The sequence below is a fragment of the Frondihabitans sucicola genome, from assembly GCF_030296615.1.
Taxonomy (GTDB): Bacteria; Actinomycetota; Actinomycetes; order Actinomycetales; family Microbacteriaceae; genus Frondihabitans; species Frondihabitans sucicola.
Genome location: NZ_AP027732.1, coordinates 3,955,708 through 3,979,631, shown reverse-complemented (window position 1 = coordinate 3,979,631; position 23,924 = coordinate 3,955,708). Strand labels below are relative to the sequence as shown.

General features: G+C 71.5%; 24 protein-coding genes and 6 pseudogenes. 18 read left to right on the top strand and 12 right to left on the bottom strand.

The genetic code is table 11. The annotated features are described in order from the left end of the window. Positions 1-7: 7 nt before the first annotated feature. The 4 genes and pseudogenes from QUE79_RS25915 (at position 8) to QUE79_RS20405 (ending at position 4,166) form a co-directional block, all read left to right on the top strand. Positions 8-924: pseudogene (locus tag QUE79_RS25915) on the top strand (aldo/keto reductase). 26 nt (positions 925-950) lie between these two features. Then, a complete protein-coding gene (locus QUE79_RS20415) occupies positions 951-1,727 on the top strand; it encodes an HpcH/HpaI aldolase family protein (protein ID WP_286344666.1) in 777 nt (258 codons plus the stop codon). Between the two features lie 111 nt (positions 1,728-1,838). After that, entirely contained in the window at positions 1,839-2,903 is a 1,065-nt protein-coding gene (locus QUE79_RS20410) for a GNAT family N-acetyltransferase (RefSeq protein ID WP_286344665.1), read from the top strand. A gap of 126 nt (positions 2,904-3,029) precedes the next feature. Beyond that, on the top strand, positions 3,030-4,166 hold the full coding sequence (locus QUE79_RS20405) for a Gfo/Idh/MocA family protein (protein ID WP_286344664.1): 1,137 nt from the start codon (positions 3,030-3,032) through the stop codon (positions 4,164-4,166). A 53-nt stretch (positions 4,167-4,219) separates the two neighbouring features. Here QUE79_RS20405 and QUE79_RS20400 read toward each other — a convergent pair whose 3' ends face one another. From QUE79_RS20400 to QUE79_RS20365, 10 genes and pseudogenes are all read right to left on the bottom strand, one after another. Then, the gene (locus QUE79_RS20400; RefSeq protein WP_286344663.1) at positions 4,220-5,128 is read right to left on the bottom strand and encodes a cation diffusion facilitator family transporter; all 909 of its coding nucleotides are present in this window, start codon (positions 5,126-5,128) and stop codon (positions 4,220-4,222) included. A gap of 1 nt (position 5,129) precedes the next feature. Continuing rightward, positions 5,130-5,665: pseudogene (gene aroD, locus QUE79_RS20395) on the bottom strand (type I 3-dehydroquinate dehydratase). Positions 5,666-5,702: 37 nt separating this feature from the next. Further along, a pseudogene (locus QUE79_RS25910) lies at positions 5,703-5,837 on the bottom strand (type I 3-dehydroquinate dehydratase); the annotation flags it as partial. A gap of 115 nt (positions 5,838-5,952) precedes the next feature. Next, positions 5,953-6,789 carry a shikimate dehydrogenase gene (locus QUE79_RS20390; protein WP_286344662.1) on the bottom strand — a complete coding sequence of 279 codons (837 nt, stop codon included), beginning with the start codon at positions 6,787-6,789 and terminating at the stop codon, positions 5,953-5,955. A 116-nt stretch (positions 6,790-6,905) separates the two neighbouring features. Further along, positions 6,906-7,211, bottom strand: a complete 306-nt coding sequence (locus QUE79_RS20385; protein ID WP_286344661.1) for an alpha/beta hydrolase — start codon at positions 7,209-7,211, stop codon at positions 6,906-6,908. A gap of 44 nt (positions 7,212-7,255) precedes the next feature. Further along, positions 7,256-7,615 (bottom strand): annotated as a pseudogene (locus QUE79_RS25905) (alpha/beta hydrolase fold domain-containing protein); the annotation flags it as partial. After that, positions 7,612-7,785: a hypothetical protein gene (locus tag QUE79_RS20380; RefSeq protein WP_286344660.1), complete on the bottom strand. Its 174-nt coding sequence runs from the start codon at positions 7,783-7,785 to the stop codon at positions 7,612-7,614. The pseudogene QUE79_RS25905 and the gene QUE79_RS20380, both read right to left, overlap by 4 nt. Positions 7,786-7,840: 55 nt before the next feature. Further along, on the bottom strand, positions 7,841-9,193 hold the full coding sequence (locus QUE79_RS20375; protein WP_286344659.1) for an O-acetylhomoserine aminocarboxypropyltransferase/cysteine synthase family protein: 1,353 nt from the start codon (positions 9,191-9,193) through the stop codon (positions 7,841-7,843). Further along, positions 9,190-10,524: an NtaA/DmoA family FMN-dependent monooxygenase gene (locus tag QUE79_RS20370; protein WP_286344658.1), complete on the bottom strand. Its 1,335-nt coding sequence runs from the start codon at positions 10,522-10,524 to the stop codon at positions 9,190-9,192. The genes QUE79_RS20375 and QUE79_RS20370 overlap by 4 nt, the downstream gene beginning before the upstream one ends. Next, positions 10,521-11,468: an LLM class oxidoreductase gene (locus tag QUE79_RS20365; RefSeq protein WP_286344657.1), complete on the bottom strand. Its 948-nt coding sequence runs from the start codon at positions 11,466-11,468 to the stop codon at positions 10,521-10,523. Before QUE79_RS20365 ends, QUE79_RS20370 begins: the two co-directional genes overlap by 4 nt. A 241-nt stretch (positions 11,469-11,709) precedes the next feature. Between QUE79_RS20365 and QUE79_RS20360 the strand changes: the two genes are divergently transcribed. From QUE79_RS20360 to QUE79_RS20330, 8 genes and pseudogenes are all read left to right on the top strand, one after another. After that, positions 11,710-12,426: an NUDIX hydrolase gene (locus QUE79_RS20360; RefSeq protein ID WP_286344656.1), complete on the top strand. Its 717-nt coding sequence runs from the start codon at positions 11,710-11,712 to the stop codon at positions 12,424-12,426. 34 nt (positions 12,427-12,460) lie between these two features. Next, on the top strand, positions 12,461-13,771 hold the full coding sequence (gene nadA, locus QUE79_RS20355) for a quinolinate synthase NadA (RefSeq protein ID WP_286344655.1): 1,311 nt from the start codon (positions 12,461-12,463) through the stop codon (positions 13,769-13,771). Further along, positions 13,771-14,265: pseudogene (locus QUE79_RS25900) on the top strand (FAD-binding protein); the annotation flags it as partial. The gene nadA and the pseudogene QUE79_RS25900, both read left to right, overlap by 1 nt. A gap of 74 nt (positions 14,266-14,339) precedes the next feature. Then, on the top strand, positions 14,340-15,389 hold the full coding sequence (locus QUE79_RS25895; RefSeq protein ID WP_350271597.1) for an L-aspartate oxidase: 1,050 nt from the start codon (positions 14,340-14,342) through the stop codon (positions 15,387-15,389). Beyond that, the gene (gene nadC / locus QUE79_RS20345) at positions 15,376-16,275 is read left to right on the top strand and encodes a carboxylating nicotinate-nucleotide diphosphorylase (RefSeq protein WP_286344654.1); all 900 of its coding nucleotides are present in this window, start codon (positions 15,376-15,378) and stop codon (positions 16,273-16,275) included. The genes QUE79_RS25895 and nadC overlap by 14 nt, the downstream gene beginning before the upstream one ends. 10 nt (positions 16,276-16,285) lie before the next feature. Continuing rightward, positions 16,286-17,488, top strand: coding sequence for a cysteine desulfurase family protein (locus QUE79_RS20340; protein WP_286344653.1), 1,203 nt, complete (start codon positions 16,286-16,288; stop codon positions 17,486-17,488). 10 nt (positions 17,489-17,498) lie between these two features. After that, positions 17,499-18,173: a hypothetical protein gene (locus QUE79_RS20335; RefSeq protein WP_286344652.1), complete on the top strand. Its 675-nt coding sequence runs from the start codon at positions 17,499-17,501 to the stop codon at positions 18,171-18,173. Positions 18,174-18,226: 53 nt separating this feature from the next. Next, the gene (locus tag QUE79_RS20330; RefSeq protein ID WP_286344651.1) at positions 18,227-18,625 is read left to right on the top strand and encodes a VOC family protein; all 399 of its coding nucleotides are present in this window, start codon (positions 18,227-18,229) and stop codon (positions 18,623-18,625) included. 46 nt (positions 18,626-18,671) lie between these two features. Here QUE79_RS20330 and QUE79_RS20325 read toward each other — a convergent pair whose 3' ends face one another. Next, positions 18,672-19,370, bottom strand: a complete 699-nt coding sequence (locus tag QUE79_RS20325) for a fumarylacetoacetate hydrolase family protein (protein WP_286344650.1) — start codon at positions 19,368-19,370, stop codon at positions 18,672-18,674. A gap of 12 nt (positions 19,371-19,382) precedes the next feature. After that, positions 19,383-20,333, bottom strand: a complete 951-nt coding sequence (locus QUE79_RS20320) for a D-2-hydroxyacid dehydrogenase family protein (RefSeq protein ID WP_286344649.1) — start codon at positions 20,331-20,333, stop codon at positions 19,383-19,385. Positions 20,334-20,393: 60 nt separating this feature from the next. Here QUE79_RS20320 and QUE79_RS20315 point away from each other — a divergent pair, with 60 nt between their 5' ends. From QUE79_RS20315 to QUE79_RS20290, 6 genes and pseudogenes are all read left to right on the top strand, one after another. Continuing rightward, positions 20,394-21,392: an LLM class flavin-dependent oxidoreductase gene (locus tag QUE79_RS20315; protein ID WP_286344648.1), complete on the top strand. Its 999-nt coding sequence runs from the start codon at positions 20,394-20,396 to the stop codon at positions 21,390-21,392. Positions 21,393-21,514: 122 nt separating this feature from the next. Beyond that, positions 21,515-22,249 (top strand): ROK family protein, encoded by a 735-nt coding sequence (locus tag QUE79_RS20310; RefSeq protein ID WP_286344647.1) that lies wholly within the window; start codon positions 21,515-21,517, stop codon positions 22,247-22,249. Beyond that, positions 22,171-22,476: an ROK family protein gene (locus QUE79_RS20305; protein WP_286346792.1), complete on the top strand. Its 306-nt coding sequence runs from the start codon at positions 22,171-22,173 to the stop codon at positions 22,474-22,476. Before QUE79_RS20310 ends, QUE79_RS20305 begins: the two co-directional genes overlap by 79 nt. Next, positions 22,473-23,477, top strand: coding sequence for a Gfo/Idh/MocA family protein (locus QUE79_RS20300; RefSeq protein WP_286344646.1), 1,005 nt, complete (start codon positions 22,473-22,475; stop codon positions 23,475-23,477). Before QUE79_RS20305 ends, QUE79_RS20300 begins: the two co-directional genes overlap by 4 nt. After that, positions 23,478-23,723 carry a hypothetical protein gene (locus QUE79_RS20295; protein ID WP_286344645.1) on the top strand — a complete coding sequence of 82 codons (246 nt, stop codon included), beginning with the start codon at positions 23,478-23,480 and terminating at the stop codon, positions 23,721-23,723. Next, a pseudogene (locus tag QUE79_RS20290) lies at positions 23,699-23,824 on the top strand (Gfo/Idh/MocA family oxidoreductase); the annotation flags it as partial. The gene QUE79_RS20295 and the pseudogene QUE79_RS20290, both read left to right, overlap by 25 nt. Positions 23,825-23,924 lie beyond the last annotated feature (100 nt).

Here is a 23,924-nt window from a genome sequence, read left to right as displayed (position 1 = left end):
GGGCACGATGACCTTCGCCGACACCGTCGACGAGCAGGGCGCTCGCCGCATGCTCGACGTCGCGCTCGACGCGGGGATCACCGAGATCGACACGGCCAACGCGTACGCCGGCGGGGCCACGGAGGAGCTGCTCCGGACCCTTCTCGACGGGAGACGGGATCGCGTCCGTCTGGCCTCGAAGGCCGGGATGCCGCATCCCGACGCGGGCTCCGCCGGCCCCCTGTCCTCCTCCGCCCTGCGGGCCTCGGTCGAGGGCAGCCTCCGACGCCTCGGCACGGACCGCCTCGACCTCTTCTACCTGCACCAGCCCGATCGGCGGACCCCGCTCGGGGAGACGCTCGGAGCCATCGCCGAACTCGTCTCCGAAGGCAAGATCCTGTCACTCGGCGTCTCGAACTTCGCCGCCTGGCAGATCGCCGACGTCGAGCGCGAGGCAGCCGTCGCCGGGGCGCCCACCCCTGTCGTCGCGCAGCAGCTCTACAACCTCGTCGCCCGCCGGATCGAGGAGGAGTACCTCGAGTTCGCCAGCACGCACCGGATCGACACGATGGTCTACAACCCGCTCGGGGAGGACTCCTCACCGGTCGGCACCGCTTCGCGGAGGCGCCGTCCGACGGGCGCTTCGGCGACTCACGACTGGCAGCGATGTATACGCAGCGGTACTGGAACGAGCAGCTGTTCGACGCGATCGACCGGATGAACGCGCTCGCCGGCGATGCGGGGATCCCGCTCGTCGAAGCGGCCCTGCGCTGGGTGGCCTACCGGCCCGGAGTGACGAGCATCCTGCTCGGAGGGTCGCGCGAGTCTCAGGTCTCGGCCAACATCGAGACCATCCGCCGCGGACCGCTCCCCGCCGATCTCGTGCAGGCCCTCGACGACGTCGGCTCAGGGCTTCGCGGCCCGATGCCCGCCTACAACCGCTGACCGACCCACCTCAGAAAGCAGAACCCATGACTTCCCCCGTCGCCACCGAATTCGCCCGAGCGATCCGAGCCCGTGAGCGCATCGTCGGCTACTGGATCACCCTCGATTCACCGCCGTCGACGGAGCGCATCGCGCGCCTCGGCTACGACTACGTCTGCCTCGACGCGCAGCACGGCCTGTTCGGCTACTCGGGCATGCTGGGCGGCCTGACAGCCATCGACGCGGGTGCTACCTCCGTCGGGCTGGTCCGCGTCGAGGCGAACGACATCACGCCGATCGGCAAGGCTCTCGATGCCGGCGCCTCGGGCATCATCGTTCCGCTCGTCGACAGTGCCGCCGACGCCGCGTCCGCCGTCGCCAGCGCGAAGTACCCGCCGGTGGGGCGCCGCTCCTACGGCCCGATGCGCTCGACCCTGCGGGTCGGTCCCGTTCCGGCCGAGGCGAACGACACCACGCTCGTCTTCGCCATGATCGAGACCCCCGAGGGACTCGCGAACGTCGAGGCGATCGCGGCGACCCCGGGGCTCGACGGCGTCTACGTCGGCCCGTCCGATCTCGCGATCGCCGTCGGGGCCGCGTTCCCGGGCGATCCCGCCGTCGAGACCGAGTTCGAGGCGGCGCTCGTCCGGGTCGCGGCCGCGGCAGCCGCCGCAGGAGTCGCCGCGGGAATCCACACGCCTCACGGCGACGTGGCCGCACGCCGCCTCGGCGAGGGCTACACGTTCGCGACCGTCGCGGGCGACCTCAACCACCTGGAGCAGGCCGCCGCCGACCACCTGACGAGGGCGCGGGCCGGCGCGTAGGGCGTGCGGCCGATCCGGCAGCTCGACGGCCGTCGCTTCCGAGGCCGCCCGGGACGTCTTCGGACGCAACATTCGCCGATCCGGCCGGCATCGCGTCCGAAGATTGCTGGTATGACCATCGGAACCCACGCCGCCGTCGACCTGCACGACATCGAAGCGCCCGACGGCGCGGAACGCATCGAGGCGGTGGACGCCGAGACCCGCGCCGTGCTGGGCACAATCGACGCGGCCGCTCCGGGAGAACGACTCACCCGACTCGCCGCTCCCGGCGAGGTCGACGTCGTGGCGCCGGACATCGCGGTCGTCGGCGCCGACGTGACGCGCACGCTGCTCGAGAACGTGGTCGTGCGCGCCACGGCGCGCTACGCGTCCGGTGTGATCCTCGACACGGCCGGCGCGTCCGACGGACTTCGTCTCCTGCTGAGAGAGCTCGGTTTCCGGCCCGAGACCAGCCGCGGACCGGCCGTGTTCATCCGCGACCTGACGCTCGCCGCCGACGGGACCCGCAGCCGCGTTCTCGACAACCCCGCGCTGGCCTCCCTCAACGGGCACCACGCGCGCTTCGCGGAGCGCCGCGGCGAGATCGTCCGCTACCAGCCCGATGTGTCGCCGTGGACGGGGTTCCCGGACGCGCCCACCGCAATCGACTGGGTCGATGCCGCAGCGCTCCTGGGTTCGGGCGCCTTCGCCGGTGTCGGAGCGGGCGCGACCCTTCCCGAGGGATGGACGGAGCTCGAGGGCGGCGGCGGCTTCCAGCTCACGGGCGAAGCGGTCGAGGGGCGGCCGGATCCCGAGGCCGTCGAGCTCACGCCGGACGACGTCCCCGACATCCTCGACCTCGTCGCCCACGCCAAACCCGGGCCATACCTGCCCCGCACGATCGAGCTCGGTCGCTACGTCGGCTTCCGCGAGGACGGCCGTCTCATCGCCCTGGCCGGAGAACGCCTTCACCCGCCGGGATGGACCGAGATCAGCGCCGTCTCCACGGATGCGCAGCACCGGGGGCGCGGATTGGCGACCCGGCTCGTGCTCGACGTGGTCCACGGCATCCGGCAGCGCGGCGATCTCCCGCTCCTGCACGCCGCGGCGACCAACACCGGCGCCGTCCGCCTGTACGAGCACCTCGGCTTCCGTCAGCGCAAGCGACCGGCGCTTCGCTTCGTGCGGGTTCCCTGACTCCTTCTCCTTCTTCTCTGCTGTCGTGACCTACTTCTGACATGGCTGGTCGGACTTTTGTTTGACACTCGTCAAAAGCCTCGGTTAGATCGACTCGGGAGAGATCCTGAACCGCTAGGGAGTTCCATGGAGCACACGCCTCTGCGCGTCGCCATCGTCGGCACGGGCATGATCGGTGCGGTGCACAGACGGGCCGCGCGCGATGCCGGAGCGGACGTCGTGGGAGTCCTGGGATCCTCGCCGAGCCGCTCCGCCGACTTCGCCGAGCGCTGGGGCACGGCCTCCGCTTACGGCTCGTTCGAGCAGGTCCTCGCCGATCGTCCGGACGTCGTCCAGATCTGCACTCCCAACGGCAGCCATCACGACTACGCCCTTCGCGCGATCCGCGCCGGACTCAACGTCGTGTGCGAGAAACCCCTGGCGATCACGGCTTCCGAGGCGCTCGAGCTCGTGGAGGCCGTCGAGGCCGCCGGCGTCGTCGCGACCATCCCTTTCGCCTACCGCTACCACCCGCTGGTCCGCGAGCTCCGGGCCCGCCGCATCGCCGGCGAGTTCGGCGACATCCACCTGGTGCACGGGTCGTACCTTCAAGACTGGCTGCTCGATCCGCTGGCCTCGTCGTGGCGCGTCGACGCCGCTCTCGGCGGCCCCTCGCGGGCGTTCGCCGACGTCGGCTCCCACTGGTGCGACCTCGCAGAGTTCATCTCGGGCGAGCGCTTCACGGCGGTCAGCGCGGTCACCACGATCGCGTATCCGACCCGCCCGGCTCCGAGCGGGCCGTCGTTCGGGGGAGCAGGATCATCGGCCGACGCCCCTCGACTCGAGGTCACCACCGAAGACACCGCCACCGCCACCTTCCGTACCGCCTCCGGCGGCGTCGGCAACACCGTGATCTCGCAGGTCTCGGCCGGCCGCAAGAACCGGCTCTGGGTCGAGGTCGACGGGTCGCGCGGCTCGGCGGTCTTCGACCAGGAGGCTCCGGAGACGGTGTGGCTCGGGCACGACCGGGGGTCGACGATCCTCAACCGCGGCGAGGGCGACGTCTCGTCCGACCAGGCGCGCCTCAACCTCGTGCCGGCCGGGCACCCGATGGGCTACCGCGACGCCTTCTCGGCCTTCCTCGCCGACACCTACGCGGCCGTGCGCGGCGAGGCGCCCGACGGGCTGCCGACCTTCGCCGACGGGCTTCGTGCCGCGCGCATCATCGACGCCGTCCTCGAGAGCGCGTCGTCGTCGTCCTGGGTCGACATCCAGGAGGACTGACTCCCCATCCGCACCTCGGCGCCGAGTGACCGCCGATGCGGTCGGGTCGCCCCTCAGACGTGCTCGACGTGCTCGTGCTGCTGGTGCGTCTCGGGCTCGAGCTGGAACGTCGAGTGCTCGATCTGCACGGCGAAGTGTTCGAGCACGCAGTTCTGAAGGTCGTCGAGGATCCGGGGCGCGTGACCGTCCTCGAAGCAGCCCTGCTCGATCACGACGTGCGCGCTGATGATGGGGAGCCCGGTGGCGATCTGAGACGCGTGCAGATCGTGGATGCTGCGCACGTGCGGCAGTTCGAGCATGTGCGTGCGGACGGCGTCGAGGTCGAGGCCCTTCGGCGTCGACTCGAGCAGCACTCCGGTCGTCTCGCGCAGGAGAGCGATGGTGCGGGGAACGATCAGCACCGAGATGACCATGCCGGCCACGGCGTCGGCCTGCAGCCAGCCGGTGGCGCTGATCACGAGGGCGCCGACGATGACGGCGACCGAGCCCAGCGCGTCGTTGACGACTTCGAGGAAGGCCGCGCGCAGGTTGAGGTTGTGATCGCGGGAGGCCGAGAGCACCGCGATCGAGACGACGTTGCCGACCAGGCCGATCAGACCGAAGACGAGCAGCGACCCGGACGGCACCGACGGCGGCGCGAACAGGCGCTGGATCCCTTCGACGAACGCGTAGATGCCGACGGCCAGGAGCACCGTCGCCTGTCCGAGCGCGGCCAGCACCTCGGCGCGGCGGTAGCCCCAGGTACGGGAGGAGGTCGCCGGTCGCCGGATCAGCCACGCGGCCACGAGAGCGGCGGTGAGGCCGCCGACGTCGGTGAGCATGTGGCCGGCGTCGACCAGCAGCGAGAGGCTGTCGGTGACGACGGCGCCGACGATCTCGGCGACGAGGATGAGCGAGGTGATGCCGAGGGCGATGCCGAGGCGCGCGGTCGACGACGACGGACCGGCGTGATCGTGCGACATCTCAGACCTCTTGCGCGTCGTGCAGCAGATCGAGGGTGACCCGGAGGGCTCCGGCCTCGACCTGACCGGGGGCGCTCGCCTCGCCCACCGACCCGAAGGTCGCGCAGGATCCGAAGGTCTCGCCGGCGAGGCGACTCACGACGCCCAGCGGACCCATCGACATCGTCATGGCGGGTCGGGACGACTTCTCGGCGAAGACCTCGGTGGCCTGAAGCAGCGTGAGCACGTCGGAGGGGCCTCCGGCATGACGGCGATCTTGACGATGTCGGCGCCGAGATCCTGCTGGAGCGTGAGCCGTGCCACGATCTGCTCGAGCGGAGGCGTGTGCTCGAAGTCGTGCGACGACATGATGACGGCGATGCCCAGCTCGTGGGCGCCGTTGACCAGGCGTTCGAGCGAGCCCAGCTCGGTGAACATCTCGACGTCGAGCGCGTCGATGGCCCCGGAGCGGGCGGCCAGCAGCAGGAGGCGCTCGTAGTCGCCCGGTTCGATATCGCGCTTGCCGCCCTCGGGCTTCGAGCGGAACGTGAAGAGCAGCGGCGTCGCGGGGAGAGCCCTCGCGCACGGTCTCGATGGCGCGGAGCACCTCGTCGTGGTCGTCGACGGCGTCGAAGTGGTCGATGCGGAGCTCGACGAGGTCGACGATGTCGACGTCGAGCGCGGCGGTGCCCTCGCGAAGGGCGTCGACGGTGTTGCCGGTCAGCGGCACGCAGATCTTCGGGCGGCCCGTTCCGAACTCGACGCCGCGAATCACTGCGGGGCGGAAGGTCTCGGTCACGACTGCGAGGTTACCCGTATCCGCGCGCAGCGAGTGCTCCGGCGACCTACTCGGGCAGCCCGACGGCCTCGCGCATCGCCGCGCGGATGGTCGCCTCGTCGGGCAGCGGCTCGTCCTGCGCGCGCCCGGTGAAGAGTCGGATCTGCCCGATCGCCTGCTCCAGGAGCATGTCCAGTCCGCTGACCGCAGCGCCTCCCGCGTCCTCCCAGCCGGCGGCGAGCGGGCTCGGCCAGGGGTCGTAGGCGACGTCGAGCAGGACCGCTTCGGGCGACGACGGGAGGACGGGCGGCAACGCGACTCCGCCGGGCAGCGTGCTGATGACGAAGTCGAGCGGCTCCGCGTCGTCCAGGGAGTCGAGCCCGCTGACCTCGAGCGTCACCCCGAGCCGGTCGGCGAGCTGGGTGAGCGCACCGGCCTTCGCGGGGTCGCGCAGGAACACCGAGCAGCGGGTCGCGCCCAGGTCGGCTGCGGCGGCCAGAGCGGAGACGGCCGTCGCGCCGCCGCCGATGATGGCGGCGTGCTCGTGGCGGACGTCGTGCCCGCGCTCGATGGCGCGCACGATGCCGTCGACGTCGGTGTTGTGTCCGGCGAGGGTGCGCCTCCCGTCACGGGAGGACAGCACGAGCGTGTTGGCGACTCCGAGGCTCTCGACCAGCGGCGAGGCCTCGTCGAGGAGCGGGACGACCTCGCGCTTCAGCGGCATGGTGAGGCTCAGGCCGATCCAACTGTCGTCGAGGTTCTCGACGAAGGCCTGCAGGCCGCCGCTGGACACGTCGGCAAGCCCGTACTCGTAGTCGAGCCCGAGCAGGCGGTAGGCCGTGCTCTGCAGCACGGGCGACAGCGAGTGGGCGATGGGCGAGCCGAGTACAGCGAGATGGTGCACGAGCCCACCCTATTGCCTGTCCCGAAATCGAAGGGGATTCGCCCAGCCGGCCTGCACGCATGCGGATCGCGGGGCCTTCCGCCGAAAATCCCCTTCGATTTCCGGGGGGGAGACGGTCAGGGCTGGCGGAGGACCCGCGACATGCGGCGCAGGGTCAGCCGCGCCTCGGGGATCCACGGGGCTCCGGGGAAGACGTGGAAGCCGCCGCGCGTGACCCGGAGTTCCGTGAGGCCGCCGGTGCGCAGGATCCTGCGGGTCAGCTCTTCGGCGTCGGCGTAGAGGAGGTCGTGGTCGCCCTGGTACGTGTGGACCGGCGGCAGCCCGGAGAGGTCGCCGAAGAGCGGGCTGACGATCGGGTCGCGCGGGTCGAGGTCGCCGGCCCACAGCCGGCCGGCGGCTGCGAGGCCCGGGGCGCCGAGCATGTGGTCGAGGGGGCGAGGGCTCCGACGCCCGGGTTCGTCATGGTGACGTCGACCCAGGGGGAGACGAGCAGGATCCCCAGGGGTTGCGCGAGCCCGCGGTCGCGGTAGCGCTGACCCTGTCCGAGCGCCAGGCCACCGCCCGCCGAATCGCCGGCCAGATAAATGCGGGGGCCGAATTCGGCGACGGCCTCGTCGTAGACCTTCTCGAGCCACTCGGACGCCTCGGTGGCCGTGTGCTCCGGTGCCAGACCGTAGAGCGGGACGTCGACGCTGACTCCGCTCAGCGCGACGAGCCGTGCCAGGATGCCCCAGTGCGCCCCGATCATCGGGAAGGTGTAACAGCCGCCGTGCGTGTAGATCAGGTGGTTGCCGGTAGCCCGTCGGTGGGGAGTGAGCCGGATCACGCGGCGTCCGTCGACCAGGCGCTCGTCGACGTGGGCGACCCGCTTGACCCCCGGCTGACCGGTGCGGGGTTCCCGCGCTTCTCGATCGCCTTCAGCAGGGAGCCCTCGCTGGTGGTCGTCCGCCTGCGGAGCACGAGCAGCCGGCGCGTGGCGGTCAGCAGGAGCGACATGGTCCGACCCTAGGGCATGCCTACGGCTGTCGGACGGAGCCTGCGGTCTCCTCGGTCACAGGACCGGCACCGCTTCGTCCGTCGTCGTGATCCTGCGCCCGGTCGGCGCCTTCGCACCGGTCGAGCCGGTCGCGAGCGCGTCGAGGGCCTGCTCGAGGTCGGCGATCAGGTCGTCGGCGTCCTCGAGGCCGACCGAGAGGCGCACCAGGCCGTCGGTGATTCCGGCGCTCTCGCGCTCCTCGCGCGGAAGTCGGTGGTGTGTCGTCGTCGAGGGGTGCAGGATCAACGACCGGACGTCACCGATGTGCGTCATGCGGGTGAACACCTCGACGCTGTCGATCACCGCCCTGGCTGCCGGCTTTCCGGCGGCGAGGGTGAAGGCGAAGACGCTTCCGGCGCCGCGCGGCAGGTACTTCTGAGCCAGCGCGTACGAGGGGTTCGATTCGAGGCCCGGGTAGTCGACCGACTCCACCTCGGGGCGCGACTCGAGCCAGCGGGCGATCGCGAGGGCGTTGCTCGCGTGCCGCTCGAGGCGCAGGGAGAGCGTCTCGAGTCCCTGCTGCAGGAGGAACGCGTTGAAGGGCGACAGGCTGGGTCCGAGACGGGACGCGATGACCCCGCGGGTGAAGGCGAAGTACGCCTGCTTGCCGAACTTCTCGGTGAAGCTCGGCCCGTCGGCGCCGTCGACCGACTCGGCCAGGTGCGGGAAGAGGTCGGGTCGGGCTGCCCAGTCGAAGCGTCCGGCGTCGACGACCACGCCGCCGAGCGAGGCGCCCTGCCCGGCGAGGAACTTCGATGCCGAGTGCACCACGATGTCGGCCCCGAAGTCGATGGGGCGGAACAGGTACGGGGTCGGCACGGTGCTGTCGATCGCGAACGGAAGGCCGTGCTCGTGCGCGAGGCCCGCGATGGCCTCGAAGTCGATCAGGTCGTTCTTCGGGTTCGGGATCGCCTCGCCGTACAGCAGCCGCGTCGCCGGGCGGATCTTCGCCCGCCACTCGTCGAGGTCGAGTGGGTCTTCGATGAACTCCACCTCGATGCCGAACCGCCCGAAGTTGTCGCGGAAGAGGGAACGCGTGCCCTCGTAGATGCTCGGGGCGGACAGGAAGTGATCGCCCGCTTTCAGCACCCCGAGGAGTCCGACCGTGACGGCGGCCTGACCGCTGCCGACCAGGATCGCGCCGGTGCCGCCTTCGAGGTGTGCGATCTTCTTCTCGACGGCGGCGTTCGTCGGGTTGTTGATGCGCGAGTAGACGTAGCCGGCCTCCGTGCCTGCGAAGCGCGCCTCGGCGTGGTCGAAGTCGTCGAACACGAATCCGGCGCTCAGGTAGATGGGGGTGATGCGGGCACCGAACTCTCCTTCCGGGCCTGCGCCGGCGTGGATCTGATCGGTACTGAAGCCTGTCATCGGGCGGACCTTTCCCGTTCGGAGACGGAGAGCGAGACGGACACGGAGTCCGTGTCGGGGTGCGGGGAGTCGGGGTGGGTCTCGGCGAAGCGACCGCGCAGCGTCCTCTCGCCGTATTCGCGGCGGAACAGCCCGCGATCGGTCAGGATCGGAATCACGTGGTCGACGATCTCCTCGAGCCCGGTGGGGAAGCGGTCGATCATCAGGTTGAAGCCGTCGGCCGCGCCGGCCAGGAACCACTGCTCGATCGAGTCGGCCACCTGCTCGGGCGTGCCCACGACGATCCGCGCGCCGTACCCGCCGAAGGCGCGCACGAGGTCGCGCACCGAGGTGTTGTTCTCCCGGACCCAGCGGACGACGGTGCGGCGGTAGCCGAGCGACTTCGAGTAGGACGCCTCGTCGATGGTGCGGTCGAGCACGTGGTCCGGGACGGGGCGAGCAGGATCGAGCGTGGTCACGTCCACGTCGAGGTACGAGCCGAGGGTCGCCTCGGCGTAGCCCTCGGGAGCGAGCTCCTCGAGCCTGTCGTAGAGCGCGGTCGCCTCTCGCTCGGTGCTGCCCAGCACCACCGACAGGCCGGGCACGACCTTCACCGAGTCGGGGTGACGGCCGATGCGGGCTGCCGCGTCGCGGAGCGCCAGGCGGTTCTGGACCGCCGCGTCGAGGGTGAGCTCCACGCTGAAGACGCCCTCGGCGAAGCGGGCGGCGAGATCGCGTCCCTGGTCGGAGCCTCCGGCCTGGAAGACGACGGGGTGCCCCTGAGCCGACGGCGGCTGGTCGAGCCGCGCGTGCACCTCGAGCTGGTCGCCGACGTGGTCGACCGTGGCGCCGGATCCTGCGCTCCTCCAGAGCCGCGTGACGACGTCGACGAACTCCGCCGCCCTGGCGTACCGGCTGGGGCGGTCGGGGTTGCCGTCGAGACCGAAGTTGCCCGAGACGGCCGGGTTGTAGGTCGTCACGGCGTTCCACGCCAGCCGCCCGCCCGTGACGAGGTCGAGCGACAGCAGTCGCTCCGCCAGTTCGACGGGGTCGTTGTACGTGGTCGACGCGGTGCCGACGAGTCCGAGGTGCTCGGTCGCCTGTGCGATCGACTGCAGGGCGGTGAAGGGCTCGAGCAGGCCGAGGGCGCGGAGGTTGGGGTTTCCGGCGCTGGGGTTGTCGGCGAAGAAGACGGCGTCGAGCCGCCCGCGCTCGGCGATACGGCCCAGGTTCTGCCAGAAATCGGGGCCGATCAGATCGGCGGGCGCGACGTCCTGTACGCGCCAGGCGGCAGGCCGCTGGCCGAAGCCCTGCAGGTTGACGCCGAGGACGAGCTGATTGCCGGGGCTCATGAGCGGACTCCCTGCGGGGTCGGTGCCGCGGCGGGGAACGCCGGGGAAAGCCCGGAGATGTCGGCGCTGCGCGGCGGCAGGCCGAGTGCGGCGCGGAGTGACGGCGCCGGAGGTGCCGTCGACGCCGGCCGGGCCTCGAGCACCGCCTCGACTGCCGCGGCCCACTCGCCGCTGCGCAGACGGACGACGACGCCGTCGGACACGGTCGACAGGTCGCGCCTCACGCCCGCGACGTCGGTGAGGAGGTATTCGGGCAGGACCGGTGTCTGCGACAGGTGCCGGACGATCGCGGCGTCCGCCTGGGCGGGCACGTCACCGCCGCCACGCGACGGGTCGACCGCCCACCACAGCACGGGCGGGAGCCCCTGAACGCTGGACGGGGTGCCGAGGCCGCCGCGCACCGGCCAACGGCCCTCGTGATCGGCTCGGCGCAGGAGCTCGGAACGAGCGAACAGCCCCGTCGCTCGGTCGCCGACGAGGGATTCGCGCGCGAATGTGCCCCACAGCGTCGTGACGAGATCGGCGTACTCGGCGACGTCGTCGCGGGTGACATCGCCCGCCCAGTGCGTCTGGCGCGCGTGAGGCGTCGCGACCGGGGCGGGATCCAGCAGCAGGCCGGCGAAACCGCCGGTCAGGCTGTCGATCGAGAGGAGCCGTCTGGCGAGGTTGTAGGGGTGGTCGCGGTCGGGGTCGGCCGCGACGACCACCCCGAGGTCTCGGTGGAGCCGGGCCACCTCGCCGGCCGCCACCGAGGGCTCGACGCGGCGTGGCGACGACGGGTCGCGGTGCCCGAGCACGACGAACGAGACGCCGTGCGCGACGAGGCGGGCCAGCGCTGCGCGGGCGGTGGTGCCGACGCCGGTGCTTCGCGGGGCGACGGCCTCGAGCACTGCCTCGTCGTCGAGCAGGAGGCCGATGGCCGGAAACCGTGTCGTGTCGGTCACTTCGTGTCACCCTCCTCGTGGTCGCGACCGCTCCGCCGATCGTGTCGGCGGCGGTGGCTTCCATGCTGCCTTCTTCCGGGCGAAGGGAACCCCGGGCGACTCCGAGTTACTCCCCGTGTCACGTGCGTCCGAGAATGACGACGACGAGCGGGGAGAAAAAGTACTAGGTCTAAATGACCTTAAGGGTTAGAGTCAATCTGACCTTAAGCCGAGAGAGGCACCCGTGACCGAGCAGCACCCGATGGCAGTATCGCCTGGCGGCGTCGGCGTGCCACCGGCGCTCGCCGTGTCGACGGTGATCTTCTCGCTGATGGCGTCCGACTCGACGGGCCGCATGGCCCTGCACATCCCGCTGGTCCGCCGCATCCGCGAGCCGTACCGCGGGCTCTGGGCCCTCCCCGGCGGCCCGCTCGGCGCCGACGAAGACCTCTCGGAGGCGGCCAGGCGCCACCTCCTCGACACGACGGCGCTCTCGCCGACGTACCTCGAGCAGCTCTACGCCTTCGGCGCGCGAGGTCGTTCCCTCGCCGAGCGCGTCGTCTCCATCGTCTACTGGGCTCTCGTCTCGCGATCCAACGCCGTCGAGGGGCCGGCCAACGCTCTGGTGCAGGGTGACCCCAACGTGTGCTGGTTCGACGCCGACGATCTCCCGCCGCTAGCGTTCGACCACGGCACGATCGTCGACTACGCCCTCTGGCGCCTCCGCACGAAGATGGAGTACAGCCGCATCGCGGGCGCCTTCATCGGCTCGACCTTCACGCTCAGCCAGCTCCGCGAGGTCCACGAGGCCGTCCTCGGTCGCGAGCTCGACCCGGCCAACTTCCGTCGCATGGTCGAGTCGAGCGACGCCGTCGTGCCGACCGGCGAGTACCTCACCGGCACCAAGCACCGGCCACCGCGGCTCTACCGGTACAACTCCGCCATCGACCCCGACCCGAGCCCTCTCGCCCGAGCCTGACCAGCACGACCGTCACGACAGAAAGCCGGAAGCCATGACCTCCGTCGACACCACGATCCGTCGCATCACCAACGGTGAAGCGCCGGGCGACGTCTGCACCACCGACCTCCGGGAGGCGCCGTGGACATTCGACGTCGGCATTCCCTCCTACGGCCCGGGCTCGTCGATGTTCGACGCGATCCCGCAGAGCTCGCCGCTGCAGGGCGAGATCCCGCTCGAGTACCGCGAGGCCTCGGCCGACGAACTGCACCGGCGAATCCTCGCGGCGAAAGAGATCCTGGGCGACCGGGTCCTGATGCTCGGCCACTTCTACCAGCGCGACGAGGTCGTCCAGTACGCCGACTACGTGGGCGACTCCTTCCAACTCGCCGTGAAGGCGAAGGCGTCGCCTTCGGCCGAAGCGATCGTGTTCTGCGGCGTGCACTTCATGGCCGAGACCGCCGACCTGCTCTCGACGCCCGAGCAGGCCGTGATCCTGCCGAACCTGGCCGCGGGATGCTCGATGGCCGACATGGCCGACATCGACAGCGTCGAGGCCGCCTGGGAGCAGCTCGAAGGGCTCTACGGCGACATGGAGGCGAAAGACGCCGACGGCCTCGTGCCCGTGATCCCGGTGACGTACATGAACTCCGCCGCCGACCTCAAGGGCTTCTGCGGGCGTCACGGCGGCATCGTCTGCACCTCGTCCAACGCCGAGACCGTGCTCGAGTGGGCGTTCGCCCGCGGGCGCCGCGTGCTGTTCTTCCCCGACCAGCACCTCGGCCGCAACACGGCGAAGGCCATGGGCGTCCCCCTCGAGCGCATGCCGATGTGGAACCCGCGCAAGGCGTTCGGCGGCAACGACGCCGAGGCCCTCGACGAGGCCAAGGTCATCCTCTGGAACGGCTTCTGCTCGGTCCACAAGCGCTTCACCGTCGACCAGATCGCGAGAGCACGGGCCGAGTATCCCGACGTGCGGGTCATCGTCCACCCCGAGTGCCCGATGCCCGTCGTCGACGCCGCCGACTCCTCCGGTTCGACCGACTTCATCGTCAAGGCGATCCAGGCCGCGCCCGCAGGATCGACCTTCGCCATCGGAACCGAGATCAACCTCGTCCAGAGACTGGCCGCCGAGTACCCGCAGCACACGATCTTCTGCCTCGACTCGGTCGTCTGCCCCTGCTCGACGATGTACCGGATCCACCCGGGGTACATCGCCTGGGCCCTCGAGGCCCTGATCGGCACCGCCGACCGTCCGGGCGAGGTGCTGAACCGCATCACGGTCACCGACGACGTCGCGGAGCCCGCCCGCCTGGCGCTCGAGCGCATGCTCGCCGCCAAACCGAACCACACGGTGTCGGTCTGATGCAGGTGCCTCGCGACATCCTCGTCGTCGGATCGGGGCTCGGCGGATTGACCGCCGCGCTCCGGGCCGACGCGCTCGGCCACAGAGTCACGCTGGTGACGAAGGGCGCCCTCGACGACAGCAACTCGCGCTACGCCCAGGGAGGCATCGCAGCGGCGGTCTTCGACGACGACACGGTCGACCTGCACGTCGAAGACACTCTCGTGGCCGGCGCCGGCGTGTCCGTCCTCGCGGCGGTCCGAGCGCTCTGCGAAGACGGTCCCCTCCGCATCCACGACCTCGTGCGCTGGGGCGTGCTGTTCGACCGAGCGGCACCCGGACCGGCCGGTCCGACGCCGCCCGCGCCGCCCACGGGCCCCACCGGTCCCACCGGTCCCACCGGTCCCGGGGGCTGGGCTCGCGGGCTCGAGGCGGCGCACAGCCGGGCCCGGGTGCTGCACGCCGGCGGTGACGCCACCGGGCGCGCGATCGTCGAGGCGCTCATCCAGCGCCTTCGCTCTTCGCGGGTCCGCATCGTCGAGCACGCCTTCGTCACCGAGTTGGTCGTCTCGACCTCGGGGAACCCCGCGTGGTCGGCGTCGAGCTGCTGCTCGACCCGAGAGCGGGGCGCACGCTCCTGCGCGCCGACGCCGTCGTCCTCGCGACGGGCGGTGCCGGTCAGCTCTACGAGTTCACCACGAACCCCGCGGGCGCGACCGGTGACGGCCTCGCCGCCGCCTGGCGCGCGGGAGCGCGGGTCGACGACCTCGAGTTCTACCAGTTCCACCCGACGGCGCTCGCGGTGCCCGGCAGCTTCCTCGTGTCGGAGGCGGTGCGGGGCGAAGGCGCCGTCCTGCTCGACGCCGCTGGCCGCCGCTTCCTGGCCGGTGTCGATCGGCGCGCCGAGCTGGCGCCGCGCGACATCGTCGCACGGGGCATCGCCGACCAGATGAAACGGCAGGCCGGTCTTCCGGTGCTGCTCGATGCCACGGCCATCGGCCGAGAGACGCTCGAGTCCCGTTTCCCGACCATCACCGCGGCGACTCGCGCGGCCGGCCTCGACTGGGCCGTCGACCCGATCCCGGTCACCCCGGCGGCCCACTATTTCATGGGTGGCGTGAGCACAGACCTCTTGGGCCGCACGTCGCTGCCCGGGCTGTACGCGGTGGGCGAGGTCGCCTCGACCGGCGTCCACGGCGCCAACCGGCTCGCCTCCAACTCTCTGCTCGAGGCCGCCGTCTTCGGCTGGCGGGCGATCGAGGCGATCGGCGCCGACGAGCTGCCCGACACCGAGAGCCGGGGTGGCGAGACGCCGGATGCGGTCTCCGGCGACGGTCCCGTGATCAGGCGCTCCGATCTCCAGCGGCTGATGTGGGACGCCGCGGGCGTCGAGCGCAGCGGCGCTCGGCTGGCACTCGCCGCCGAGAGCCTCGCCGCGGCGGGGCGCCCGACCGCCGACACCGTCGAAGCACTCGAGACCGCCAACCTCCTCGACGTCGCGCGCCTCGTGGTGAAGGGCGCCCTGGCCCGCGAGGAGTCGCGCGGCGCGCACTTCCGCTCCGACTTCCCCGTCCCCGACGAAGAATTCGCCCGCGCGTTGTCGTGGGCACGAGAGGTTCCCGAACATGCTCACCGATGACGCCATCACCGAAGTCGTCCGCGCCGCCCTCCGCGAGGACGCGCCCTGGGGCGACGTCACCAGCGAGGCGCTGATCCCGGCCGAGGCCACGGCCACGGCGTCCGTCGTCGCCCGGGAGGACGGCGTCCTCAGCGGCGTCCGCGTGCTGCTGGCGGTGGCCCGCGAGGTCGACCCGCTCGTCGAGGTCGAGGTGCTCTCGGCCGACGGATCGCCTTTCTCGGCGGGGGAGACGCTGGCCGTCCTTCGCGGATCGGCGCGGTCGATCCTGCGGGCCGAGCGCATCGCCCTCAACCTCCTGCAGCGACTCTCCGGCATCGCCACGCTGACCGCGCGCTACGTGGCCCTCACCGACGGGACTTCGGCCCAGATCGTCGACACCCGCAAGACGACTCCCGGGCTTCGCGCTCTCGAGCGCGACGCGGTCGTCGCCGGAGGCGGACGAAACCACCGGTTCTCGCTGAGCGACGCCGTCCTCGTCAAGGACAACCACCTCGCGATCCTGCTCGCCCAGGGCCTGACCACGACCGAGGCGCTCGTCGCGATGAAGGCGAAGCTGTCGCACACGACGCACGTCGAGGTGGAGGTCGACCGTCTCGATCAGATCGAAGACGTCCTCGCCGCCGGGATCGACACGATCATGCTCGACAACTTCGCGCCGGACGACCTAGTGAAAGGCGTCGCCCAGGTGGCCGGCCGCGCGCTCGTCGAGGCGTCCGGCGGAGTGAACCTCGACACCGTCGCGGCGATCGCGCGATCCGGTGTCGATCTCATCTCGGTCGGAGCGCTGACGCACAGCGTTCGGTCGCTCGATCTCGGGCTCGACGTGGCGATCGACGTGCGCTCGGGGCGGCGCGCCGGATTCGCCACCGGCTTCGCCGCGGTCTGACGCAGCGGTCGTGCTCTATCTCGACGCCGCCGCCACCTCCCCCGTCCGCCGCGAGGCGCTCGAGGCGATGTGGCCCTACCTGACGGGCGACTTCGGCAACCCGTCGAGCCACCACACGGTAGGCGAGTCCGCCGCCCGCGCACTCGCCACCGCGCGCGCCCGGGTCGCCGACTGGTTGGGCGGCCGGCCCGGCGAGGTCGTCTTCACAGCCGGCGGCACCGAGGCGAACAATCTCGCGATCAAGGGCATCGCGCTCGGCGACCCGCGAGGACGCCACCTCGTCACGAGCAGGATCGAGCACGAGGCCGTTCTCGAGTCCGTCGACTACCTCGTGCGGCTCCACGGGTTCGAGGTGTCGTACGTGTCGCTCGACCCGGCCGGCGAGGTCACGCCCGCCGCGCTCCAGGCGGTGCTGCGGCCCGACACGACGCTCGTCACGCTCGCCCACGCCAACAACGAGATCGGGACGGTGCAGGATCTCGCGGCCCTCACGGCCGTGAGCGCTGCTCTGGGGATCCCGTTCCACAGCGACGCCGTGCAGACCGCGGGCTGGCTGCCGACCCGGGTGCACGAGCTCGGGGTCCAGGCACTGAGTCTCTCGGGTCACAAGGTCGGCGCGCCCAAGGGGATCGGAGCACTTTTCGTCGCGGGGCGGCTACCGCTGGAGCCCCTGATCCACGGCGGCGGTCAGGAGCGCGGGAGGCGTTCCGGCACGGAGAACGTGGCCGGCGCCGTGGCGCTCGGGGTCGCCGTCGGTCTCGCGGAGGCGTCCCGCGAGGTCCGAGCCGCCGCAGCCACCGTCGCGCGCGACGCGTTCGTGGCCGAGGTGCTGAGGCGGGTGCCGCTCGCTCGGCTCACCGGGGCGGGCGTCGGACCTGCGCGGGGTGCCTCGCCCGTGCCGGCTCGCTCGCCCGCACGCCTGCCCGCCAACGCGTCGTTCGTCTTCCCCGGGACGAGCGGCGAGGCGATCCTGCTCGAACTCGAACGGCGCGGCATCGTCTCGTCGAGCGGCTCGGCCTGCGCGGCCGGGAGCGACGAGCCGTCGCACGTCCTGACGGCCCTCGGCTACCCGCCGGATGTGGCGCAGACCGCCGTCCGCTTCACCTGGCAGGCCGATGTCACGGCCGAGCAGCTCGGCCCCGTGGCCGTCGCCCTGCAAGAGTCCGTCGCCGCCCTCGGCACCCTCCGAGAGGGGCCCAGCGGCGGCGCGTAGCGTCGAGGGCGTGACGGATCAGCGCTTCATCGGACGGATCGCCGGGGTCGGCACGACGTCCGGCACCCGGTTCGTGGTGGGCATGTGGCGCGAGTCACCGCTCGGCGGCATCACCGACGTGATGGTCGAGACCCCCGAGGGGCGCAGGATCCTGCTCGCCCCCTCCGTCGAGGCGGCCGACTTCATCGCCGCGACGTACACGTTCGACGAGGTGCGGGTACTCGACGTCGCCTGGCGGAAGATCGCCGGCGGCCTCCGCGTGACGGCGGGCAGCGCGCCCGTCCGGACGGCGTCCACCGGTTCTGCGCCCGTCGGTGCCCCGCCGGTCGGCAGCCCGCCCGCCGCCGACGTCCTCGACCTGCGGCTCGCCGTCGGACCCGTCTCGGCGCTCGGCATGCTGCTGCGCGCGGTGCCGCGAGGGCTCGCCACACGGCCGGGCTGGCTGCGGCTGATCGACCCGGTGGCGCGGATCCTGGTGCCCGGCTCGGCCACGGCAGGCACCGCGGGCGGAGGCCGCCGCGAGTTCTACGGGGTGACTCTCGCCCGGCGCGTGTCGTCGCTCGAGGCGCGCTTCGAGGGGCAGGATCTCGGGGCCCTCGCTCGCCTCTGGCCACCCGTTCGCTTCGGCTTCGGCTCTGCCCCCGCCGCCCCGAGCCTCGTCGATGTCACCACCACCATCCGGTGATCCCGATCCGCCCGGGTCGTCGCTCCTCGCGGCGACAGGTGTAGAAACAGGGCATGACTCTGCGGTGGTACAGCATCGTCGTCGACAGCCACGACGTGAAAGCCCAAGCGGCCTGGTGGGCGGAGACGCTCTCCTGGCCGATCGTGTACGACGCGGATGACGAGGTCGTCATCTCACCGCCGTTCGCGCCCGAGCTCCCGAAGCCCGAGACGCCGGCCGTCGAGCGCTGGCCGGGGTTCGTCTTCGTGCCGGTGCCCGAGGAGAAGACGCTCAAGAACCGGCTGCACATCGACCTGGCGCCCGGTCCCGACGACGATCAGAAGGCCGACGTCGACGCCCTCCTGGCCCGCGGTGCGACGCTGGCCGACGTCGGGCAGGGGCCCGACGTGCGCTGGGTGGTGCTGCGCGACCCGGAGGGCAACGAGTTCTGCGTCCTGTCTCCCCGGGAGTAGTTCCTCCGAGGTCGGTCGTGCCCAGATGACAGCCCGGAGCGGTCGGTCAGGCGGGGATCGAGCCGATCGTGAACGAGAACTCTCCCACGCCGGAGACGCCGCCGCTCACGACGTCGCCGGGCACGACCGGGCCGACGCCCGAGGGCGTGCCGGTGAAGAGGAGGTCGCCCGGTTCGAGGGCCCAGGCGCGGGAGGCGGCCGCCACGATGTCGGCGACGGGCCAGATCAGCTCGCGCAGGTCGCCGTCCTGCTGCACGGTGCCGTTGACGGCGAGCCAGATGCGCCCGTTCGACACCGACGGCACGGCCGCCGCCGGCACGACGGGCGTGACCGGTGCGGACGCGTCGAACCCCTTGGCGACGTCCCACGGTCGCCGGGTGTCTTTCGCCTGCTGCTGGAGGTCGCGCCTCGTGAGGTCGACCCCGACCGCGTAACCCCAGACGTGGTCGAGCGCGGCGGCCGGGTCGATCGAGGTGCCGCCGGCGCCGATCGCGACGACGAGTTCGATCTCGTACTCGAGCTGCGCCGTGAGGGTCGGGTACGGCACGGTGCCGGAGGCCGGCAGGATCGCGTCGGCGGGCTTCGCGAAGAAGAATGGCGGCTCACGATCCGGGTCGCTGCCCATCTCCCGCGCGTGGTCGGCGTAGTTGCGGCCGACGCAGAGGATCCTCCGCACGGGGAACAGCTCGTCGGAGTCGGCGATGCCGAGCGACGGGGTCGGGGCCGGCGGGAACACGAATGACACGGCACGGGCCTTTCAGAGGGTGCGGACGGGGGAGCCGTCGAGGAAGGCCAGCACGTCTTCGACGGCCTGGCCGAAGAAGGTGGCGTAGACCTCGCGCGTCACGTAGCCGATGTGGGGGAGCAGGATCACGTTCGAGAGCTTCCGGAGCGGGTCGGACGCCGGCAGCGGCTCGACGTCGTAGACGTCCAGGGCGGCACCGGCGAGCGTGTCGACCATCAGCGCCATCAGAAGCGCCTCCGAGTCGACGATCGGCCCGCGCGAGGTGTTGACGAGGAACGCGCCGTCTTTCACGAGCGCGAGCTCTTCCGCTCCGATCAGGCCGCGGGTGTCCTCGGTCAGCGGAACGTGCACGGAGACGAAGTCGGAGGTCTCGAAGAGCTCCTCCTTGTCGACGGCCGTGACACCGTGCGAGGCGGCTCGCTCCGGCGTGAGGTTCGGGCTCCAGGCGACGACCTCCATGCGGAACGCCAACGCGAGCTCTGCGACCCAGGCGCCCTGCTTGCCGAGCCCGACGAGACCCAGCCTCTTGCCCTCGAGGCGCACGCCGATCGTGTGCTGCCAGCCGCCCTCGTGCATGCTGCGGTCTTCCGCGATGACGTTTCTCGCCAGATTCAGGATCATCGCCATCGTCAGCTCGGCCACCTCGCGCCCCGACCCCTGTGTTCCCGACACCACGACGCCCTGGGCCGCGGCGGCAGCCACGTCGATGGATGCGTTCTGCATCCCGGTGGTGACCAGGAGCTTCAGTTTCGGGAGCCGGGCCAGCACGGCGGCGGGGAAAGCCGTGCGCTCGCGCATCGCGACGACGACCTCGCTGTCGGCGAGGCGCTCGACCAGGGCGTCCTCCGCGTCGATGTGCTCCGTCTCGACGTCGATCTCGTACGTGGTCGAGACGCGAGACCACTCGGCCGAGGTGAGGGCGACCGACTGGTAGTCGTCGAGGATCGTCAGACGCGCAGGCATGCCGAAAGGCTACAGGCGTCGGTCGGGAACACCGGGGCCGCTCCCGGTGTTGCGTCCTGCATGACCACTGCACTCTCGATCCTGGATCTCGCCCCCATCGCCCCCGGAGAGACGGTGGCGCAGAGCTTCGAGAACAGCGTCGCCCTGGCCCGCGCGGGCGAGGCGAACGGCTACGAGCGCGTCTGGTACGCCGAGCACCACAACATGGCGACGATCGCGTCGAGCGCCACGAGCGTGCTGATCGGGCACGTCGCGGGCAAGACCTCGACGATCCGTCTCGGAGCCGGTGGCATCATGCTGCCCAACCACGCGCCGCTCACGATCGCCGAGCAGTTCGGCACCCTCGCGTCGCTGTACCCGGGCAGGATCGACCTCGGCCTGGGTCGCGCTCCCGGCAGCGACCAGGTCACCATGCACGCCATGCGCCGTGACGCCATGTCGGCGGAGTCCTTCCCCCAAGACGTCCTCGAGCTGCAGGCCTACCTCGGCGACGAGTCGCGGGTCGCGGGAGTCAGCGCGACGCCCGGCCGCGGAACCCACGTGCCCCTCTACATTCTGGGGTCCTCGATGTTCGGGGCTCAGCTGGCGGCCGCGTACGGCCTGCCCTACGCGTTCGCCTCGCACTTCGCGCCTGACACCCTGCACCAGGCCGTCGAGTTCTACCGTCGCGAGTTCACGCCGTCCGAGCAGCTCTCGGCGCCGCACGTGATCGCCGGCGTGAACGTCGTCGCCGCCGACTCGCACGACGACGCCCAAGCGCAGTTCGACGACATGCGACGCACGCGCGTCCGCGGCATGATCTCGCGGACGCCCTCGTCGCCCGAGTACACCGACGAACAGATCGACATCTTCCTGACGACGCAGAACGGTCGCCAGATCGCCAACATGATGAAGTACGCCGCCGTCGGCACGCCGGACGAGGTCGCCTCCTATCTCGCCTGGTTCGCGGAAGACGCGCAGGCCGACGAGCTGATCGTCGCGCACCAGTCGCCGCTCATCGCGGACCGTCTCCGGTCCGTCGAGTTGACGGCGTCCTCCTTCCGGGGTGCCTCGGTCTGATCCGAGACCCCCGAAGCGCTCGGCGGGCCGGTCGCGACCGCTCGGCGGGCCGTGACGGCCGGTCTGTGGAACCGTTCGTGGTGGCGCGCGGGACGCGCGGTCGTCGGCGCTAGGGTGGCGGCATGAGCGACCGTCAGTTCGAGGCAGCCCCGGGCGATTCCGCGATCGTCGCGGTCGACATCGGCGGTACGACCATCAAGGGAGCCGCCTTCGGTCCCAGCGGGATCGTCCTCGAACGGGCGACGGTGCCGACCTTCGGCGCGGAGGGCTCGCCGCTCGCGGCCACGGTCGAGCTCATCGGCAAGCTGGCCGACGCCGTGTCCGCCGGCGGCCACCGCCTCACCGGCATCGGCGTCGCCTCGCCGGGGCTGGTCGACAGCGTTCGCGGCTCGGTGATCTTCGCCGCGAACCTGGGCTGGACCGACGTGGCGATCGTCGATCTCCTCGCCGAGCGCTTCGGAGTCCCCGTCGCCCTAGAACACGACGGCCGGGCCGCTGCCCGCGCCGAGCGGGCCGCGCGCGTCGCTGCGGGGCGTGACGGCGACGACTTCGTCTTCGTGCCGATCGGCACCGGGATCTCGGCCGCGATCGTCACCGGCGGTGTGTTCGTGACCGGGGCGACCGGCGGTGCGGGCGAGTTCGGCCACGTCCCCGTCGTTCCCGACGGGGAGCTGTGCACCTGCGGACAGCGCGGCTGCGTCGAGGTGTACGCCTCGGCCAGCGCCATCGCGCGCCGGTACCGCGCCGCCGGGGTGTCCTCCCGGGCGGGGCCCGCGAGATCACGGCCGCCCTCGACTCCGACCCCGTCGCTGCCGCGATCTGGCGCGATGCCGTCGAGGCTCTCGCGGTCGGGCTGACCGGTCTCGCCGCCGTGCTCGACCCGAGCGCCATCGTCATCGGCGGCGGGCTGGGCGAGGCCGGCGACCGTCTGCTCGTACCGCTGCGCGAGGGGATCGCGTCACGCCTCGGCTGGCGCTCTCCGCCGCGCGTCGAGCAGTCCCTCGTCGGGGACGGCGCCGGACTCATCGGCGCCTCCCTCCTCCTCGAGCCTCCGCTTCTCTCCGGTGCGAGGGGGCTCTCGTGAAGGACGGTGCGCCGACCATCGGCCTCATCGGAGCGGGCGGAATCGCCCACGCCCACCTGCCGGGCCTTCTGCGCATCGGTGCGCGCGTGGTCGTCTACTCCCCGGTGGGAGCCGACGACCTGGTGGCGCAGCACGGGGGCGAGGTCGCGGACACCCTCGACGACCTCCTCGCCGTGGCCGACTTCGTCGACGTCGCGACCCCCACGCACACCCATCACGACATCGTGAAGAGGGCCGTCGCCCGTGGCAAGAACGTCATCTCCGAGAAGCCGCTGGCGCGCACCGACGCCGATGCCCGCGACCTCGTCGAGAGCGCGGCCGCCCGAGGCGTCCAGCTCTACCCGGCGCACGTGGTCCGCTACTTCCCGGAGTACGTCCGGCTCAAAGAAGCTGTCGATGCGGGGCTTCTCGGCGAGCTCGCCGTGCTGCGCTTCTCCCGATCCGGCTCGTTCCCCACCCGGACGCGCTGGTTCGGCGACCGCTCCCTGTCGGGCGGGATCATCATGGACCAGATGATCCACGACCTCGATATCGCCCGGTGGGTGGCCGGCGAGGTCGTCCGCGTGTCCGCCGTCTCGATCCGCCGCGACGAAGGAGCCCATCCGGTCGAGGCGGCGCACGTCCTGCTGACCCACGCGTCCGGTGCCATCAGCCACGTCGCCGGGACCTGGGGTCCGCCGCACCTGCGTTTCGCGACCGAGTACTCCGTCACCGGCACCCGGGGAACCCTCGCTCATTCCTCGCTCGCCGAGCAGAACTACACCGCCGACCTCGAGTCGCCCGAGGCGGCCGACGGGCTGCTGCCGCCGATCGATCCGGCAGAGAGTCCCTACTACCTCGAGCTGCGCGACTTCGCGTCAGCGTTCGCGGGCGGCCCGGCGCCGCGCGTGAGCGCCCACGACGGGCTCGTCGCCGTCGCACTGGCCAACGCGGCGCTGACCTCGCTCGACACCGGCCAGCCGGTCGACCTCCCCGAGTTCCCCGACGGCGCGGTGCACTGAATGATCGAGCCGGATCGCGCCCTGCGCGTCGCCGTGATGTCGTTCGCTCACACCCACGCCATCGGGTATCTGACGGCCCTCCGTGACCTCCCGGGCGTGGAGGTGCGCGGGTCCGATCCGGACGGTTCTCCGGCGTCGCCCGAGGCTTCCTCGGCGACCTCCGCGGTCGCGAGCTCGCGGATCGTCTCGGGGTCGGCTACGCCGACAGCTACGACGACCTCCTCGCCTGGCGCCCCGACGCGGTGATCGTCACCAGTGAGAACGCCAGGCACCGCGAGCTGGTCGAGCTGGCCGCTTCCGCGGGTGCCGCGATCCTCTGCGAGAAGCCGCTCGCCACCACCTGGGCGGACGGCATCGCCATGCGCGACGCCGTCGAGCGCGCCGGGGTGACGCTGATGATGGCGTTCCCCGTCCGATTCGCCAGCGCCTTCGAGCGCTTACGGGCCG

Coding starts and splice junctions, on each gene's coding strand:
- QUE79_RS20415 (WP_286344666.1), top strand. CDS start 951: ATGACTTCCCCCGTCGCCACCGAATTCGCCCGAGCGATCCGAGCCCGT.
- QUE79_RS20375 (WP_286344659.1), bottom strand. CDS start 9,193: ATGACAGGCTTCAGTACCGATCAGATCCACGCCGGCGCAGGCCCGGAA.
- QUE79_RS20310 (WP_286344647.1), top strand. CDS start 21,515: ATGAGCGACCGTCAGTTCGAGGCAGCCCCGGGCGATTCCGCGATCGTC.
- nadC (WP_286344654.1), top strand. CDS start 15,376: ATGCTCACCGATGACGCCATCACCGAAGTCGTCCGCGCCGCCCTCCGC.
- QUE79_RS20410 (WP_286344665.1), top strand. CDS start 1,839: ATGACCATCGGAACCCACGCCGCCGTCGACCTGCACGACATCGAAGCG.
- QUE79_RS20330 (WP_286344651.1), top strand. CDS start 18,227: ATGACTCTGCGGTGGTACAGCATCGTCGTCGACAGCCACGACGTGAAA.
- QUE79_RS20315 (WP_286344648.1), top strand. CDS start 20,394: ATGACCACTGCACTCTCGATCCTGGATCTCGCCCCCATCGCCCCCGGA.
- QUE79_RS20295 (WP_286344645.1), top strand. CDS start 23,478: ATGATCGAGCCGGATCGCGCCCTGCGCGTCGCCGTGATGTCGTTCGCT.
- QUE79_RS20320 (WP_286344649.1), bottom strand. CDS start 20,333: ATGCCTGCGCGTCTGACGATCCTCGACGACTACCAGTCGGTCGCCCTC.
- QUE79_RS20400 (WP_286344663.1), bottom strand. CDS start 5,128: ATGTCGCACGATCACGCCGGTCCGTCGTCGTCGACCGCGCGCCTCGGC.
- QUE79_RS20360 (WP_286344656.1), top strand. CDS start 11,710: ATGGCAGTATCGCCTGGCGGCGTCGGCGTGCCACCGGCGCTCGCCGTG.
- QUE79_RS20370 (WP_286344658.1), bottom strand. CDS start 10,524: ATGAGCCCCGGCAATCAGCTCGTCCTCGGCGTCAACCTGCAGGGCTTC.
- QUE79_RS20380 (WP_286344660.1), bottom strand. CDS start 7,785: ATGTCGCTCCTGCTGACCGCCACGCGCCGGCTGCTCGTGCTCCGCAGG.
- QUE79_RS20385 (WP_286344661.1), bottom strand. CDS start 7,211: ATGCTCGGCGCCCCGGGCCTCGCAGCCGCCGGCCGGCTGTGGGCCGGC.
- QUE79_RS20405 (WP_286344664.1), top strand. CDS start 3,030: ATGGAGCACACGCCTCTGCGCGTCGCCATCGTCGGCACGGGCATGATC.
- nadA (WP_286344655.1), top strand. CDS start 12,461: ATGACCTCCGTCGACACCACGATCCGTCGCATCACCAACGGTGAAGCG.